Genomic DNA, 15,463 nt, shown 5'->3' on the forward strand with positions numbered 1-15,463 from the left:
CGTCAGATCAGCGGCAGGAACCGCTGCAGCTCGTACGGCGTGACCTGCGCACGGTACTCGGACCACTCCTGGCGCTTGTTCCGCAGGAAGTAGTCGAAGACGTGCTCACCGAGCGTCTCGGCGACCAGCTCGGAGCGCTGCATCACCTCGATCGCGGTCTCGAGGGACGTCGGCAGCGGCTCGATGCCCAGCGCCTTGCGCTCCGCGTCGGTCAGCTCCCACACGTCGTCGTCGGCGCCCTCGGGCAGCTCGTACCCCTCCTCGATGCCCTTGAGGCCTGCGGCCAGCAGGATGGCGAACGACAGGTACGGGTTGGTGGCCGAGTCCACCGCGCGGTACTCCACGCGGCTCGAGTTGCCCTTGCCCGGCTTGTACATCGGCACGCGCACGAGCGCCGAGCGGTTGTTGTGGCCCCAGCAGATGAAGCTCGGCGCCTCGGCGCCGCCCCACAGCCGCTTGTAGGAGTTGACGAACTGGTTGGTCACCGCGGTGATCTCCGCCGCGTGCGTCAGCAGGCCGGCGATGAACGACCGCGCGACCTTCGAGAGCTCGAGCGGCGCACCGGCCTCGTGGAACGCGTTGCGATCCCCCTCGAACAGCGACAGGTGCGTGTGCATGCCCGAGCCCGGCTGGTCCGCCAGCGGCTTGGGCATGAAGGAGGCGAACACGCCCTGCTCGAGCGCGACCTCCTTGACCACCGTGCGGAAGGTCATGATGTTGTCCGCCGTCGTCAGCGCGTCGGCGTACCGCAGGTCGATCTCGTTCTGGCCCGGACCGGCCTCGTGGTGGGAGAACTCCACCGAGATGCCCATGGACTCCAGCATGGTGATCGCGGCGCGCCGGAAGTCGTGCGCGGTGCCGCGCGGCACGTGGTCGAAGTAGCCGCCCTGGTCGACCGGCACGAGCGGCCGGGCGGGGTCCGCCGGCGCGTCGAAGAGGTAGAACTCGACCTCGGGGTGCGTGTAGAAGGTGAAGCCGCGGTCGCTCGCGCGGTCCAGCGCCCGCTTGAGGACGTACCGCGAGTCCGCGAGCGACGGCTCGCCGTCGGGCGTCAGCAGGTCGCAGAACATGCGTGCCGTGCCGTGCCGCTCGCCGCGCCAGGGCAGGATCTGGAAGGTCGACGGATCAGGCTTGGCGATCATGTCGGCCTCGTACACGCGCGTGAGGCCCTCGATCGCGCTGCCGTCGAACCCGATGCCCTCGCTGAACGCCTGCTCGAGCTCCGCGGGCGCGACGGCGACCGACTTGAGCATCCCGAGCACATCCGTGAACCACAGACGGATGAAGCGGATGTCCCGCTCCTCGACGGTCCGGAGCACGAACTCCTGCTGCCTGTCCATGGCGTACATCCTGCCTGATGACCGGGCCTCCCGGTGCCTTCGTCCCGCAGGTGGCGCAGCGCGAGTCGTGCGGGGCGGTGCCACAGCCACCCGGGACGGCCCATGGATAGGCTCGCAGCATGTCGACCAGTGACGCCCCGACACCCCGCCGCGTACGCGTGCACCACCTGCAGGCCGCCAAGGAGCGCGGTGAGCGGCTGACCATGCTGACCGCCTACGACGCCGTCACGGCGCGCATCTTCGACGAGGCCGGCATCGACATGCTGCTCGTCGGCGACTCCATGGGGAACACCATGCACGGGCACCTCACCACCCTGCCCGTGACGCTCGACGAGATCATCGTGGCCGCGCGCGCCGTCGCGGGTGCGGCCCGGCGCGCGTTCGTCGTCGCCGACCTCCCCTTCGGGTCGTACGAGGCGGGCCCCGAGCAGGCCCTCGCGAGCGCCGTGCGCGTCATGAAGGAGACGGGCGTCGCCGCCGTCAAGCTCGAGGGCGGCGAGCGGTCGGTGCCGCAGATCCGCGCGCTGAGCCAGGCCGGCATCCCCGTCGTGGCCCACCTCGGCTACACGCCGCAGTCGGAGAACGCGCTGGGTGGGCCTCGCGTGCAGGGCCGAGGCCACGCGGCCGAGGAGATCAGCCAGGACGCGGTCGCCGTGACGGAGGCCGGTGCGGTCGCGATCGTGCTGGAGATGGTGCCCGCCCCCGTCGCGGCCCGCATCACCGAGGTCGTCCGGGTGCCCACGATCGGCATCGGCGCCGGCCCGCAGTGCGACGGCCAGGTGCTCGTGTGGGTCGACATGGCGGGCATGGGCGACTGGACCCCGCGGTTCGCCAAGCGCTTCGGCGAGATCGGCGCGGCGCTGACGGCCGCGGCGCGGGACTACGCCGACGAGGTGCGCTCGGGCACGTTCCCGGCCGCCGGCCACGCGTTCGACGCGTGAGCCCGCGCGTCCGGCCACGACGCCGTGGCCGGACGCGCCCGCTCAGCGCTCCAGGTCCTGCGCGTCCCAGGCGTCGTTGCGCGCGCGTGCCCTCTCGAGCGCCTGCGCCGCCTCCTCACGGGTGGCGTAGGGACCCATGAGCTGCGACCAGTCGCTCTGGCGCCCCTCCTCCACCTGGTTGGTCCGGGTGTTGTAGAAGTACTCGGTCACCTCGGCTCCTCTCGTCCCGGCGGGCCGTGCAGCCCCGCCGCTACGTAGACTGCCAGTCATGCCGTCGGTCCACTCGTCGCGCACGGTGCTCGTCCCCGGGCAGGTCAGCCCGCGACGTCCCGTCCCCGCGCACATCCCCCGTCCCGAGTACGTCGACAAGCCGCTGCCGGCGCCCTGGCGCGGGCCCGACGTGCTCGACGACGACACGGTGGCCCGCGTCCGCGTCGCGGCCCGCGTCGCCGCGCAGGCGCTCCAGGAGGTCGGCCGGCACGTCGCCCCCGGGGTGACGACCGACGAGCTCGACGCCATCGGCCACGAGTTCCTGGTCGCCCACGGCGCCTACCCGTCGACGCTCGGGTACCGCGGCTTCCCCAAGTCGCTGTGCACGTCGGTGAACGAGGTGATCTGCCACGGCATCCCCGACTCGACGGTCGTCGAGGACGGCGACATCGTCAACATCGACGTCACCGCCTACATCGGCGGCGTGCACGGCGACAACAACGCGACGTTCCTCGCCGGTGACGTGGACGAGGAGTCGCGCCTGCTCGTGGAACGCACGCGCGAGGCCCTGCAGCGCGCCATCACGGCCGTGCGCCCGGGGCGCGAGATCAACGTCATCGGTCGCGTCATCGAGAGGTACGCGGCACGCTTCGGCTACGGCGTCGTGCGGGACTTCACGGGGCACGGCGTCGGGCCGGCGTTCCACACCGGGCTCGTCGTGCCGCACTACGACGCCGCACCGCAGTACGCCACGCTCATCGAGCCCGGCATGGTCTTCACGATCGAGCCGATGCTGGACCTGGGCACCGCGGACTGGGAGATGTGGGACGACGGGTGGACGGTCGTCACGGCCGACCGCCGCCGGTCGGCGCAGTTCGAGCACACCCTGCTGGTCACCGACACCGGAGCGGAGATCCTGACGCTGCCATGAGCAAGGACGCGAAGCACAAGCACAAGCACGACGACGTCGCCACGGCGTTCGGCATCGACATCGGTGGTTCGGGCATCAAGGGCGCGCCCGTCGACCTGAGCTCCGGGGAGTTCGTCGGCGAGCGGGTGCGGATCCCGACTCCCCGGCCGGCGACGCCGGAGGCGGTCGCGCGGACCGTGGCCGAGGTCGTCGACTCCTTCGACCTCCACAAGCACGTGCCGATCGGCGTGACGTTCCCCGCCGTGATCCTGCACGGGGTGGCGCAGTCGGCGGCGAACGTCGACGACGCGTGGATCGGCACCGACGTGGCCGCGACGGTCGGCGAGGCGACCGGCCGGCGGGTGCTCGCCGTGAACGACGCGGACGCCGCCGGGTACGCCGAGGTCGCCTACGGCGCGGCGAAGGACGTGCCGGGTGTCGTGCTGGTCGTGACGCTGGGGACGGGCATCGGGTCGGCGCTGGTCGTCGACGGCGTCCTCGTGCCGAACACCGAGCTCGGCCACCTCGAGATCGACGGGCACGACGCCGAGTCCCGCGCGTCGGACGCCGCCCGGGACCGCGAGGACCTGTCGTTCGAGCAGTGGGCGCAGCGCCTGCAGCGGTACTTCTCGGTCGTCGAGAACCTGTTCTGGCCCGACCTCATCGTGGTCGGCGGCGGGGTGAGCAAGAAGCACGAGCAGTTCCTGCCGCTGCTGGACCTGCGCACCCGGATCGTCCCCGCGGGCCTGCGCAACGCCGCCGGTATCGTCGGCGCCGCGCGGCTCGCGGCGCTGGGCGGACCCGTCTGATCTGCCGGTTCGCCGCGGTACGCAACTCACCTCGTGCATCCCGGGACAGCAAACCTACGGTCGCGTAGGGTAGGGCCATCCGCACGTCGAGCATCCGCTCCCCCCACGGCTGGGAAGTCGAATCAGCCCTGGAGGTCATGTGGCTGCTGCACCCGTATCCGCGCCCCCCGCCCCGACGCGCCCCCGTCAGGCGGCCGCGACCGGCAGCTATCACGAGCTGTCCGCCCAGGTGCGGGAGGCAGGCCTGCTCGAGCGCGCCCCCGGTTTCTACATCACGCTGCTCGCCGGCCTGACCACCGTCCTCGCCGGCCTGGTCACCGCGTTCGTGCTCCTCGGCCACTCCTGGTGGCAGCTCCTGGTCGCCGCGGCCCTCGGGCTCGTGCTCACGCAGTTCGCGTTCGTCGCGCACGAGGCCTCGCACCGCCAGGTGCTGCTGACGGGCCCGGCCAACGACCGGCTCGGCCGCGTCCTGGCCAACGGCGTCGTGGGCATCAGCCACTCGTGGTGGATGACCAAGCACACGCGCCACCACGCGAACCCCAACCGCGTCGGCAAGGACCCCGACATCGAGTGGGACACCGTCTCCTTCCTCGAGGAGGACGCCGCGAAGCAGCGCGGGATCATGGCGGCCATCACCCGCAAGCAGGGCTGGCTCTTCTTCCCGCTGCTGACGCTCGAGGGAGTCAACCTGCACGTCCTCGCGTACAAGAGCCTCATCGCCGCACCGGCGTCGCGGGCGCGCACGCTCGAGCTCGTGATCCTCACGGCCCGGCTCAGCATCTACGCGGCCCTCGTGCTGTGGGCTCTGCCGCTCGGCATGGCCGCGGCGTTCCTCGCGGTCCAGCTCGCCGTCTTCGGCGTGTACATGGGTGCGTCCTTCGCCCCCAACCACAAGGGCATGGCGATCATCCCGGCCGACAGCCGGCTCGACTTCCTGTCCAAGCAGGTGCTCACGTCCCGCAACATCGGCGGCGGCATGACCGTCACGATGCTCATGGGCGGCCTCGACGCGCAGATCGAGCACCACCTGTTCCCCAACATGCCGCGGCCGCACCTGGCCCGAGCGCGCAAGATCGTGCGCGCGCACTGCGAGAGCGTCGGCATGCCGTACACCGAGACGTCGCTCGTACGGTCCTACGCGCTCGTGGTCCAGTACCTCAACCGCGTCGGCCTGTCGGCTCGTGACCCCTTCGACTGCCCCATGGTCCAGCGGTACCGGGCGCGTTCCACGCGCTGATCCCGCGCTGATCCTGTGCGGCGCCCAGCGTCGGGCGCCGCACAGGATCTGCACAGGTCCCACCGGGAAACCGACCACGGAACACGCCCGCCCGCCGCAGCGTCGCGGTGGGATGGCGACGTGCTCCGCGACCTGCGTCTGTCCCTCCCCCGGCCCGGCGCGCGCGAGCTCACGGTCGTCGAGGAACGCATCGACGGCTGGGCCCGCGCCCGGCTGGCCCGCCTGCGCGTCCGCAGCGTCCGCGCCGGACTCGTCGAGCTCGCGGTGTTCGTCCTCAAGCAGGGCTGGGCGTGCCTGTTCGGCGGCCTGCTGCTGGGCGTCCTCCTCGTCGCCCGGTTCTGGTACCCCGACGACGCGTGGCTCGTCCGCAACGACGCGCTGACGCTCGCAGCGCTGGCGCTGCAGGTCGTCATGCTCGTGACCCGCCTCGAGACGGTCCGCGAGCTGCGGGTGGTGCTCCTGTTCCACGTCGTGGGGACCGTGATGGAGCTCTTCAAGACGGACGCGGGCTCGTGGTCGTACGCCGCGGAGGGCGTCCTGCGGATCGGCGCGGTGCCCCTCTTCTCGGGGTTCATGTACGGTGCCGTCGGCTCGTACCTGGTCCGCGTCTTCCGCATCTTCGACCTGCGCTTCGACCGGTACCCGCGCCGCGTGCTCACGGCCCTGCTCGCGGCGGGCATCTACGTCAACTTCTTCACGCACCACTGGTTCGCCGACGCGCGCTGGGTGCTGCTGGCGGCCGTGGTCGCCGTGTACGGCCGCACCGTCATGCACTTCCGCGTGCACGCGGCACGTCCGCGCATGCCGATCCTGGCGGCGTTCGCGCTGGTGGCGACGTTCATCTGGGTCGCCGAGAACGTCGCGACGTTCGCCGGCGCGTGGCTCTACCCGTCGCAGGTCGACGGCTGGCACGTCGTGGGCGGCACCAAGCTCGTCGCGTGGTTCCTGCTCATGATCATCTCGGTCGTGCTCGTCGCCTGGGTGTACCCGCCGAGGCGTCCGGACGACCGCGACCGCGTCGCGGCTCCCGGCGGGTGAACCCGTCGGCGCGCGTCACGCCGGCGGTGACGCGAGGTGCGAGCCCAGGGGCGCGAGGTCGGGGGCGAGCAGCGCGGACTTGTCGGGCTTCCCGGCAGGCGTGAGCGGGACCCCGTCGACCAGGGTGACGCTGCGGGGCACGGCGACGGCGCCGAGCGCGCGCGCGACACGCTCCCGCAGCGCGTCGACGTCCGGGACGGACCCGTGGGCCGGCACGACCCACGCGTGGACGGCCTCCCCCGTGTCGTCGTCGGGACGGGCCGCGACGTACGCCTCGGCCACGGCGGGGTCCTGCGCGAGGACGCGCTCGACGGCCCCCGCGTGCACGAGCTGCGCGTCGACGATGACCACGTCGCGCGCGCGGCCGCGCAGGTGGAGGTAGCCGTCCGCGTCGAGCCCACCCAGGTCGCGCGTGCGCACCCAGCCGCCGACGAAGACCTCGGCCGTCTCCTGCGGGTCGTCCCAGTAGGCCGACGCCTGCGACGGTGTGCGGACCAGCAGCTCGCCGTCCCGGACCTGCACCCCGACGGCCGCCGGGGGGCGTCCGACGGACGCGAGCACGGCGGGGTTCTCCAGCATCTCGCCGGGCGTGGCCATCGCGATCATCCCCGTCTCGGTCTGGCCGTACCCGTGGAACACGACGGGTCCCAGCACGTCGAGGGCCTCGGCGAGGCGGGACGGCGCGAGCGGTGACCCGGAGACGAGCAGCGCCCGCAGGGTCGACAGGTCCGCCGGGTGCTCGCGCTGCGCGCGCACGAGCTGGTGGAGCCGGCCGACCGTGATGACGCTCGCGGTCGCGCGGTGCCGCACGATCGCGTCGGGGAAGCCGGGCGGCCGCGCCGCGACCAGGACGCCCCCCGCGGCCAGGGCGAGCACGCCGTACTCGAGCACCACCTGGCTGCTCAGGGGCCCGACGACGAGGTAGCGCTGCAGCCGCGGCGCCAGCGCGGCGACGGCGGGCGGCCACTGCTCGGGGTGCGGTGCCCAGGCGGCGCTCATCGAGGCGTAGGTCTGCACGCACCCCTTGGGGCGGCCGCTGGTGCCACTGGTCCAGGTGACGCGTGCCACGTCGTCGGGCCGTCCGGCGGCCACCACCGACGCGGCGGGCGGCGACGTCATGAGGTGCGCGAGCCGGTCGTCGTCGACGACGAGGGCGATGTCGGCGCGTGCCAGCAGGGCGGCACGCTGCTCCGGGGCGAGCCCGGGCGGCAGCCCGCAGACCCGCGCACCCACGGCGAAGGACGCGAGGGTCGCCGCGAACGCCTCGGGCGCCACGCCGAGGTCGAGCGCGACGCCCACCCCCGGGCCGACGTCCGCCGCGCGCAGCCCCGCCACGACGCGGGCGACGGCGTCACCCATCTCCTGGGCACCCACGACCCGGTCGCCGTCCTCGAAGACCGGTCGGTCCGGGTCGCGCGCCAGCAGGTCGAGCACCGGCTGCGGCCAGAGCGCCGCGCGTCCCCCGTGGGTCGTCGCGTCGTGCGTCATGCCGGCGACGTTAGGTGACGCATCTCACATAGTTTTGAGATCAACTACCTACCGTCGACGCCATGGACACCCGTGCCGCGCTGAGGACCCGCGTCGACCTCGCCTCCCCTCTGCGGACCCGCCACCTGGTGGCGGCCGCCGGCCCGATCGACGTCGTCGTCCCGCTCGAGGCACGCGAGCGCACCGGCGCGGCACGGGCGTTCCTGGACACGGCGGTCGCGGACGGCCGCGCCGTCTACGGCCGCACGACGGGCTTCGGGGCGCTCGTCGGCTTCCGGGGCCGGTCCGACGGCCGGGACCAGGCCGACAACACGCTCGCGCACCTCGGTGCCGGTCAGGGCCCGACGCTCCCCGCGGCGCTCGTCCGGGCGACCGTGCTGGTCCGGGCCCGGTCGCTCGCGCAGGGCGCGTCGGGCGTGGCGCCCCACGTGCTCGACGCCCTCGCCGCCATGCTCGGGACCACGTTCGCCCCCGTCGTGCCGCGGTGGGGGTCCGTCGGTGCCAGCGGCGACCTCGTGCCGCTGGCGGCCGTCGCCGCCGCGCTGCGCGGCGACGGCGAGGCCGACGTCGAGGGACGACGCATGCCGGCCGCCGACGCGCTCGACGCCGCCGGGCTGACCCCCCTGCGCCTCGACGGGCGCGACGCCCTCGCCCTGGTCAACGGCACGTCGCTGACCACCGCCGCGCTCGCGCTCGCGCTCGACGGCGTGCGCGCGGCCCACGGTGCGCTCGTGCGGCTCGCGTGCCTCCTCACGGACCTGCTCGGCTGCGACGCGCAGTTCACCGACGTCGACCTGCTGGACCGGTACGCCCACCCGGGTGCTGCCGTCGTCGGCGTGCGCATGCGCGAGCTCCTGGGGGGCCTCGTGCCGTCCGGCACCCGCGCGCTGCAGGAGCCCTACTCGATCCGCTGCACCCCCCAGCTGCTCGGTGCCGCCCACGACGCCCTGCGGTACGTCGAGGACGTCGTCACCGCGGACCTCGCCGGGGTCAGCGACAACCCGCTGCTGTTCCCCGAGGACGACAAGATCGTCCACGGGGGCAACTTCTTCGGTCAGCCCGCGGCGTTCGCCGCCGACCTGCTCGCGCTCGTCGCCGCACAGCTCGGCAACCTCGCCGAACGTCAGCTCGACCTGCTCGTCGACCCCGTGCGCAACGGCGGCCTGCCACCGATGCTCGCGGCGGGCCCGGGCCTCCAGCACGGGCTCCAGGGCGTGCAGCTCGCGTCGACCGCCCTGGTCGCCGAGCTCCGCCGGGACGCGACCCCCGCGAGCATGCAGTCGCTGTCGACCAACCTGCGCACGCAGGACGTGGTGCCGTTCGGCACGCAGGCCGCACTGCGCTCGCTCGACGGCGTCGAGGTCCTGCACCTGCTCGTCGGCTCGCTCGCCCTGGGGCTGCGCCAGGCCTCCCACGTCGGCGCCCGGTCACCGAGCGCGCCCGCGTCGGCCGCGCTGCTGTCCGCGCTCAGCGCCGCCGTGCGTCCCGTCGACCCCGACCGCCCGCTCCAGCAGGACGTGCGCACCGCCACGCACGTCGTCCTGACCACCGACCCGGAGGACCAGCCATGACCCTCGACCACCTCGTCATCGGAGCCGGCCCCGCGGGCCTGCAGCTCGGCGCGCTGCTCGAGGCCGACGGCCGGCGCGACTACCTCGTCGTAGACCGCGCCGACGTCCCCGGCTCGTTCTTCACGCGCTACCCGCGGCACCGCCGGCTCATCTCGATCAACAAGCCGCGCACGGGTAGCGACGACCCCGAGCTCAACCTGCGGCTCGACTGGAACTCCCTGCTGAGCGACGACCCGGACCTGCGGTTCACGCGCTACACCGACCGCTACTTCCCCGACGCCGACGTCATGGTGCAGTACCTCGCGGACTTCGCCGAGCGCTCCAAGGTGCGCGTGCGGTACGGCGCCGCCGTCTCACGCGTGTCGCGCGGCAACGACGTCTTCGAGGTGCAGGTCGGCAGCGACGTCCTGACGGCGCGCTCGGTCGTGGTCGCCACGGGCGTCAGCCGGCTGCACCGCCCGCCCATCCCCGGCTTCGAGCTCGCCGAGGGCTACGACACCATGCCCGTCGACCCCGAGGACTACCTCGACCAGCGGGTCCTCATCATCGGCAAGGGCAACTCGGCGTTCGAGACGGCCGACGCCCTCATGGAGACGACGACCACCATCCACGTCGCCGGGCCCGACTCCGTGCGCCTCGCGTGGCGCACGCACTACGTCGGCCACCTGCGCGCCGTGAACAACAACTTCCTCGACACCTACCAGCTCAAGTCGGCCAACGCCGTGCTCGACGGCACGGTCGAGCGCATCGAGCGGGACGACGAGGGCCTGGCGGTGACGTTCCGCTTCACGCGTGCCGACGAGACCCGCGTGCTGCACTACGACCGCGTCCTGGCGTGCACCGGCTTCGCGTTCGACGCCTCGGTGTTCGACGAGACGTGCCGGCCCGCGCTCGCGATCGGCGGCCGGTTCCCCGCCCAGACCGACGAGTGGGAGTCGGTCGACGTGCCGGGCCTGTTCTTCGCCGGCACGCTCAGCCAGCAGCGCGACTTCACGCACTCGACCAACGGGTTCGTCCACGGCTTCCGGTACGCCGTGCGGGCCCTGCACCGCGTCCTGGAACGGCGCTACGGCGGCGAGCCGTGGCCGTCGGTGCCCGTCGACCCGACGCCCGCCGCGATCACGGCGGCCGTGGTCGAGCGCGTCAACCGCACGTCGGCGCTGTGGCAGCAGTTCGGGGTGCTGGCCGACGTCGTCGCGGTGACGGACGGTGCGGCGCGGTACCACGAGGAGGTGCCGGTGGCCTACCACGGTCGCGTCGGCCTGGGTCCGGACGGTCACGACGACGACGCGTTCGTCGTCACGCTCGAGTACGGCCCCGACCACGACAAGGTCGACCCGTTCGACGTGAGAGTGAACCGCATCGCGCAGGACGTGCCCGGCGTGGCGCACGACGCCGCGTACCTGCACCCGGTCGTCCGCCACCACCGACGGGGCGAGCACGTCGCCACCCACCACCTCGCGGAGAACCTGGAGAACCGGTGGGACCGGCCCGACGCGCACGTCGCACCGCTCGAGGCGTTCGTGGCCGGCGCGCTCGCGGGGCGCTGACGTGGGCCCGTCGGTCGGGGCGCGGGAGGCCGAGCGCGGTGCGCGCGCGGTGCTCGACCCCGTGCACTTCGACTACCTCGCGGGCGGCGCCGGCGACGAGCGCACGCTGACGGGCAACGAGGACGCGTTCGCGCGCCGCCGGCTCGTCCCGCGGGTGCTGCGCGGACCGGGGCCGGTCGACCTGACGACCGACCTGCCGGGCGTGCGGCTCGCGGCTCCCGTGGTCGTGGCGCCCACCGCGTTCCACCGCCTCGCGCACCGTGCCGGCGAGGTCGCGACCGCGACCGGCGTGCGCGCGGCCGGCGGCCTGCTGACCGTGAGCACGATGGCGACGACCGCGGTCGAGGAGATCGCCGCGACGGGAGCCGCGCTGTGGTTCCAGCTCTACCTGCAGCCGGACCGGGCGTTCACGGCGGCGGTCGCCGCGCGCGCCGCCGCCGCCGGCTGCCGGGCGCTCGTCCTGACGGTCGACTCCCCCGTGCGGGGACGGCACGCGCGCGACGCGCGGCACCGGTTCACCGAGCTGCCCGCCGGCCTCGTGTGCGAGAACCTGCGCGACGCCGACGGGCGTGTGCGGGACCTCGTCGTCGACCCGGACCTCGGCTGGGACGACGTCGCGTGGCTGGGCGGCACCACGTCGCTGCCGCTCCTGGTCAAGGGGGTGCTCCACCCCGCCGACGCCGGGCTGGCCGTCGAGCACGGCGTCGACGGGATCGTCGTCTCCAACCACGGCGGGCGACAGCTCGACGGGGCGGTGAGCACCCTCGACGCGCTGCCCGCGGTCGTCGCGGCGGTCGCGGGCCGCGTACCGGTGCTGCTCGACGGCGGCGTGCGCAGCGGCACGGACGCCCTCGTCGCGCTGGCGCTGGGCGCCGACGCCGTCATGGTCGGCCGCCCGGTGCTGTGGGGGCTCGCACGCGGCGGCGCGGACGGCGTGCAGGAGGCCCTGGAGGACCTGACCGACGGGCTCGCGCACGCCATGGCCCTGGTCGGAGCGCACCGACCGGGCGATCTGGGACCCGACCTGGTGACGATCCCGTGAGCCCCGTCATCGCGGCCGTCGCGGCCGGCCTGGTCGTGGCGTGGACGCTGCCGCGCTGGCTGCCGCGGGTCGTCGTCCGGCTGCGCGAGCGCGTGTTCGCGCGGGTCAACGGCAGCGAGGGCATCCCCGTCCCCGGCCCGCTCGTCGGCGCCGAGCACTTCGAGCGGGTCTACTCCGACCCGGCCGCCGACGGGCGCAGCGCCGGCGCCGGCCTGTCCGACCTGTTCTGGTACTGGCTGGCGCCCGGCGCGCACATGCACCAGGAGCACCTCGAGCCGGGCGAGCGGTACCGCACCGTGGCCCGCACGACGCGCCAGGTCCTGGCGGTGCGGCACGCGCGCAGCGACGAGCTCGCGACCGCCGCCGCCCGCCGCGCGCTCGACGCCCTGCCCGACGACCGCGCGAGCCTCGTCCGCCTGCGCGACCTCCTCATGCCCGTGTGGGCGGAGGTCTACCACGAGCTCGTGTTCGACGAGTCGTGCCCGCCCGCCGCGCGCGACCTGGTCGTGGCCAACGCCGACGACGTGGTCACCGCCCTCAAGGGCACGAGCCTGCGGCACATGGACCGCCGCGACCGCCTCACCACGTACCTCCGCGAGCGCGTCGAGGACGGCACGTGCCCCGTGGTGCTGCCGCCCCCGTTCACGGCGCAGGAGACGGCCTGGTACCTGCAGGGCGCGTTCTTCAACACCGCGGTGGTCCAGATGTCCGAGGCCGCCGCGCACGTCCTGCTGTGCGCCGGCGCCTACGCGCCCGCGCGGGACCAGGTCGACGACGACGACGCGCTCGACCGCATCGTCGACGAGACGCTGCGGGTGCACCCGCTGTTCGGTGTCGCCCACCGCATCACGTCGGCGCCGATCCGCGTCGACGACGACGTCACGCTGCCCACCGGTTCGGTGCTGCTGTTCAACTACCTGGCGTACCAGCGCACGGGCGAGGCGGACGACGACGTGTTCGACCCCGAGCGGTGGCGCACACTGCGCCACCACGACGCGCACTTCATCCCGTTCGGCGTCACCGCCAACCGCGCGTGCCCGGCACGCGGGTCCGCGCCCGTCATGCTGCGCGCGGTGCTGCGCGAGGTCCTGCGCCGCTACGACGTCACGTCCACGGCGGCGCACACCCGCTCGATGCCCAACCGCGGACCGGCGTACCTCACGCCCGTGGGCGTGGCCGGCCCCGGACGCACCCGGCTCACCGCCCTGCACCTGGCGGACCGCTGGGCCGACGTCGGCCGGTCCGTGCAACAGCTCGTCCTCGGCACCGCGATGGTGCTCGAGGCGCGCCGGCTCCAGCCCTGCACCACCTACTTCGCGGAGGTCCGCGCATGACACCCGTCGAGCTCGCACCGAGGTTCTTCCTCGCGGTCGTCGTCATCCTCCTGGTCTGCCGGGGCGTGTCCTGGGTGCTGGGACGCGTCGGGCAGCCGCCCGTCGTCGGCGAGATGGTCGCCGGCGTCCTGCTGGGCCCGTCGCTGCTCGGGCTGCTCCTGCCGGGCGCCCAGCAGGCCCTGTTCCCGGACGACCTGCGGCCCGTGCTGTTCGTCGTCGGGCAGATCGGCCTGGTCCTGCTGATGTTCCACGCCGGGTACGCGTTCTCGACGCACGGTGCGGCCGGCCTCACCCGGACGGCGGCCGCAGTCTCGCTCGCGGGCGTCACGGCCCCCCTGGTGCTCGGCGCCGCGCTCGTGCTCGCGGTCGACGGCCTCGTGCCGCTGCGCCCCGACGGCGTGCCGGTGGGGGTGGTCGCGGCGTTCGTCGGCGTCGCGCTGGCCATCACGGCGTTCCCGATGCTCGCGCGCATCATCACCGAGCGCGGCCAGGCCGGCACGCGCCACGGCTCGATCGCCCTGGCCAGCGGCGCGGTCGACGACGTCGTCGCGTGGGTGCTCCTGGCCGTGGTGCTGGCGGCCGCGACGGGCAGCGCCGGCCCGGCGCTGCTGACCGTGGGCGGCGCGCTGGTGTTCGTCGCCCTCGTGTGGTTCGTCGCCCGGCCCGGCATGCTGCGGCTCATGACGACCACGCGCGTCGACGACCACGCGCGCCTGCTCGGCACGGTCGCGGTCCTGTTCGCCGCCGCGTGGTTCACCGACGAGATCGGGCTCTACGCGGTCTTCGGCGCGTTCGCGCTGGGGCTCGCGGTGCCACGCGTGCCGGCCGCGGACCGCGTGGTCGGTGCGCTCACGCCCGTGACGGGCGTCCTCGTCCCGCTGTTCTTCACGTACTCGGGGCTCAACACGCAGTTCGGGCTGTTCACCGAGCCGGCGGTCCTGCTGTTCGCCGTCGCGTGCGTGCTGGTCGCGATCGCCGGCAAGTTCGGCGCGTGCTGGTTCGCCGCACGCCGCCGCGGCGAGCCCCAGGGCGTGGCGCTGCGCGTGGCGTCCCTCATGAACGCGCGCGGGCTCATGCAGCTCATCGCGCTGAACATCGGGCTCGAGGCGGGGATCGTCGGGCCGGCGCTGTTCACGGTCCTCGTGCTCGTCGCCCTCGTGACGACGATCATGACGAGCCCGCTGCTGACGTGGGTCGAGCGTCGGCACCCGCCCGCCGAGGCCGAGCCGGCTCCGGCCGAGCCCGCCCGGATCGCCCTGTGACGAGACAGGTGTTACTCAAGTCACACGAGGTGTGCCATTGTCGAGACATGTCCGGACGAACGCACCGCCTCCTCGTCGTCGAGGACGACCGGGAGCTCAACGACATGCTGGCCGAGGTCCTGACCGACGAGGGCTACGTCGTCGACCAGGCGCGCGACGGCCACCGCGGCCTGCACCTGGGGCTCACCCGCCCGTACGACGTGCTCGTGGTCGACCGCCGCCTGCCCGCCGTCGACGGGCTCGACATGCTCCAGCGCCTGCGCGCGCGGGCCGTCAGCGCACGCGCGCTGGTGCTCACGGCGCTGGGGACGGTCGCCGACCGCGTCGCCGGCCTCGACGCGGGGGCCGACGACTACCTCGTCAAGCCCTTCGAGCTGGACGAGCTCAGCGCCCGGATCCGCGCGCTGTGCCGCCGCGTCGACGAGGCGGACACGCACCTGGCGGTCGGGGACGCGACCCTCGACCTCGTCACCCGCCAGGTCGTGCTCGCGGACGGCCGCGCCGTCGACCTGTCGACCCGCGAGCACGCCCTGCTGCAGGCGCTCGCCGAGCGTCCGACGGCCGTCCACACGCGCAACGAGCTGCGCCGCACGGTGTTCGCCGACACCGAGGCCGCGTCGATCGTCGACACCTACGTCTACTACCTGCGCCGCAAGCTGGGCCGCGCGGCCGTCGCGACGGTCCACGGCACCGGCTACCGGCTGGGCACGCTGTGAGGCCGGGGAGCGACG

14 protein-coding genes are annotated in these 15,463 nt (G+C 73.8%); 11 read left to right on the forward strand and 3 right to left on the reverse strand.

Annotated elements, in window-relative coordinates:
- Positions 1–2 precede the first annotated feature (2 nt).
- The gene (locus tag KKR89_RS10730) at positions 3–1,340 is read right to left on the reverse strand and encodes a glutamine synthetase family protein (RefSeq protein WP_208195338.1); all 1,338 of its coding nucleotides are present in this window, start codon (positions 1,338–1,340) and stop codon (positions 3–5) included.
- A gap of 119 nt (positions 1,341–1,459) precedes the next feature.
- Between KKR89_RS10730 and panB the strand changes: the two genes are divergently transcribed.
- Positions 1,460–2,281, forward strand: a complete 822-nt coding sequence (gene panB / locus KKR89_RS10735; RefSeq protein ID WP_208195339.1) for a 3-methyl-2-oxobutanoate hydroxymethyltransferase — start codon at positions 1,460–1,462, stop codon at positions 2,279–2,281.
- Between the two features lie 42 nt (positions 2,282–2,323).
- On the opposite strand, the gene KKR89_RS10740 is transcribed toward panB, so the two are convergent.
- Positions 2,324–2,491 carry an SPOR domain-containing protein gene (locus KKR89_RS10740; RefSeq protein ID WP_191782145.1) on the reverse strand — a complete coding sequence of 56 codons (168 nt, stop codon included), beginning with the start codon at positions 2,489–2,491 and terminating at the stop codon, positions 2,324–2,326.
- 58 nt (positions 2,492–2,549) lie between these two features.
- On the opposite strand from KKR89_RS10740, the gene map reads away from it, so the two are divergent.
- The 4 genes from map (at position 2,550) to KKR89_RS10760 (ending at position 6,485) form a co-directional block, all read left to right on the forward strand.
- Positions 2,550–3,422 (forward strand): type I methionyl aminopeptidase, encoded by an 873-nt coding sequence (map, locus tag KKR89_RS10745; protein WP_208195340.1) that lies wholly within the window; start codon positions 2,550–2,552, stop codon positions 3,420–3,422.
- On the forward strand, positions 3,419–4,210 hold the full coding sequence (ppgK, locus tag KKR89_RS10750) for a polyphosphate--glucose phosphotransferase (protein WP_208195341.1): 792 nt from the start codon (positions 3,419–3,421) through the stop codon (positions 4,208–4,210). Before map ends, ppgK begins: the two co-directional genes overlap by 4 nt.
- A gap of 139 nt (positions 4,211–4,349) precedes the next feature.
- A complete protein-coding gene (locus tag KKR89_RS10755) occupies positions 4,350–5,447 on the forward strand; it encodes a fatty acid desaturase family protein (protein ID WP_208195342.1) in 1,098 nt (365 codons plus the stop codon).
- 120 nt (positions 5,448–5,567) lie between these two features.
- Positions 5,568–6,485, forward strand: coding sequence for a DUF817 domain-containing protein (locus KKR89_RS10760; RefSeq protein ID WP_372438501.1), 918 nt, complete (start codon positions 5,568–5,570; stop codon positions 6,483–6,485).
- Positions 6,486–6,500: 15 nt separating this feature from the next.
- Here KKR89_RS10760 and KKR89_RS10765 read toward each other — a convergent pair whose 3' ends face one another.
- Positions 6,501–7,973 (reverse strand): class I adenylate-forming enzyme family protein, encoded by a 1,473-nt coding sequence (locus KKR89_RS10765; protein ID WP_208195343.1) that lies wholly within the window; start codon positions 7,971–7,973, stop codon positions 6,501–6,503.
- A 62-nt stretch (positions 7,974–8,035) separates the two neighbouring features.
- On the opposite strand from KKR89_RS10765, the gene KKR89_RS10770 reads away from it, so the two are divergent.
- The 6 genes from KKR89_RS10770 to KKR89_RS10795 are packed head-to-tail and all read left to right on the forward strand — an operon-like array spanning position 8,036 to position 15,448.
- Positions 8,036–9,544, forward strand: a complete 1,509-nt coding sequence (locus tag KKR89_RS10770) for an aromatic amino acid ammonia-lyase (protein WP_208195344.1) — start codon at positions 8,036–8,038, stop codon at positions 9,542–9,544.
- Entirely contained in the window at positions 9,541–11,094 is a 1,554-nt protein-coding gene (locus KKR89_RS10775; protein ID WP_208195345.1) for an NAD(P)-binding domain-containing protein, read from the forward strand. The genes KKR89_RS10770 and KKR89_RS10775 overlap by 4 nt, the downstream gene beginning before the upstream one ends.
- Before the next feature lies 1 nt (position 11,095).
- On the forward strand, positions 11,096–12,136 hold the full coding sequence (locus KKR89_RS10780; RefSeq protein WP_208195346.1) for an alpha-hydroxy acid oxidase: 1,041 nt from the start codon (positions 11,096–11,098) through the stop codon (positions 12,134–12,136).
- The gene (locus tag KKR89_RS10785; RefSeq protein WP_208195347.1) at positions 12,133–13,470 is read left to right on the forward strand and encodes a cytochrome P450; all 1,338 of its coding nucleotides are present in this window, start codon (positions 12,133–12,135) and stop codon (positions 13,468–13,470) included. Before KKR89_RS10780 ends, KKR89_RS10785 begins: the two co-directional genes overlap by 4 nt.
- The gene (locus KKR89_RS10790) at positions 13,467–14,732 is read left to right on the forward strand and encodes a cation:proton antiporter (protein ID WP_208195348.1); all 1,266 of its coding nucleotides are present in this window, start codon (positions 13,467–13,469) and stop codon (positions 14,730–14,732) included. The genes KKR89_RS10785 and KKR89_RS10790 overlap by 4 nt, the downstream gene beginning before the upstream one ends.
- Before the next feature lie 47 nt (positions 14,733–14,779).
- Positions 14,780–15,448: a response regulator transcription factor gene (locus tag KKR89_RS10795; protein WP_208195349.1), complete on the forward strand. Its 669-nt coding sequence runs from the start codon at positions 14,780–14,782 to the stop codon at positions 15,446–15,448.
- The last annotated feature ends 15 nt before the right edge of the window (positions 15,449–15,463 follow it).

This window comes from Cellulomonas dongxiuzhuiae (genome assembly GCF_018623035.1).
Lineage (GTDB): Bacteria > Actinomycetota > Actinomycetes > Actinomycetales > Cellulomonadaceae > Cellulomonas > Cellulomonas dongxiuzhuiae.

Coding starts and splice junctions, on each gene's coding strand:
- KKR89_RS10790 (WP_208195348.1), top strand. CDS start 13,467: ATGACACCCGTCGAGCTCGCACCGAGGTTCTTCCTCGCGGTCGTCGTC.
- KKR89_RS10775 (WP_208195345.1), top strand. CDS start 9,541: ATGACCCTCGACCACCTCGTCATCGGAGCCGGCCCCGCGGGCCTGCAG.
- KKR89_RS10770 (WP_208195344.1), top strand. CDS start 8,036: ATGGACACCCGTGCCGCGCTGAGGACCCGCGTCGACCTCGCCTCCCCT.
- KKR89_RS10795 (WP_208195349.1), top strand. CDS start 14,780: ATGTCCGGACGAACGCACCGCCTCCTCGTCGTCGAGGACGACCGGGAG.
- map (WP_208195340.1), top strand. CDS start 2,550: ATGCCGTCGGTCCACTCGTCGCGCACGGTGCTCGTCCCCGGGCAGGTC.
- panB (WP_208195339.1), top strand. CDS start 1,460: ATGTCGACCAGTGACGCCCCGACACCCCGCCGCGTACGCGTGCACCAC.
- KKR89_RS10730 (WP_208195338.1), bottom strand. CDS start 1,340: ATGGACAGGCAGCAGGAGTTCGTGCTCCGGACCGTCGAGGAGCGGGAC.
- KKR89_RS10765 (WP_208195343.1), bottom strand. CDS start 7,973: ATGACGCACGACGCGACGACCCACGGGGGACGCGCGGCGCTCTGGCCG.
- ppgK (WP_208195341.1), top strand. CDS start 3,419: ATGAGCAAGGACGCGAAGCACAAGCACAAGCACGACGACGTCGCCACG.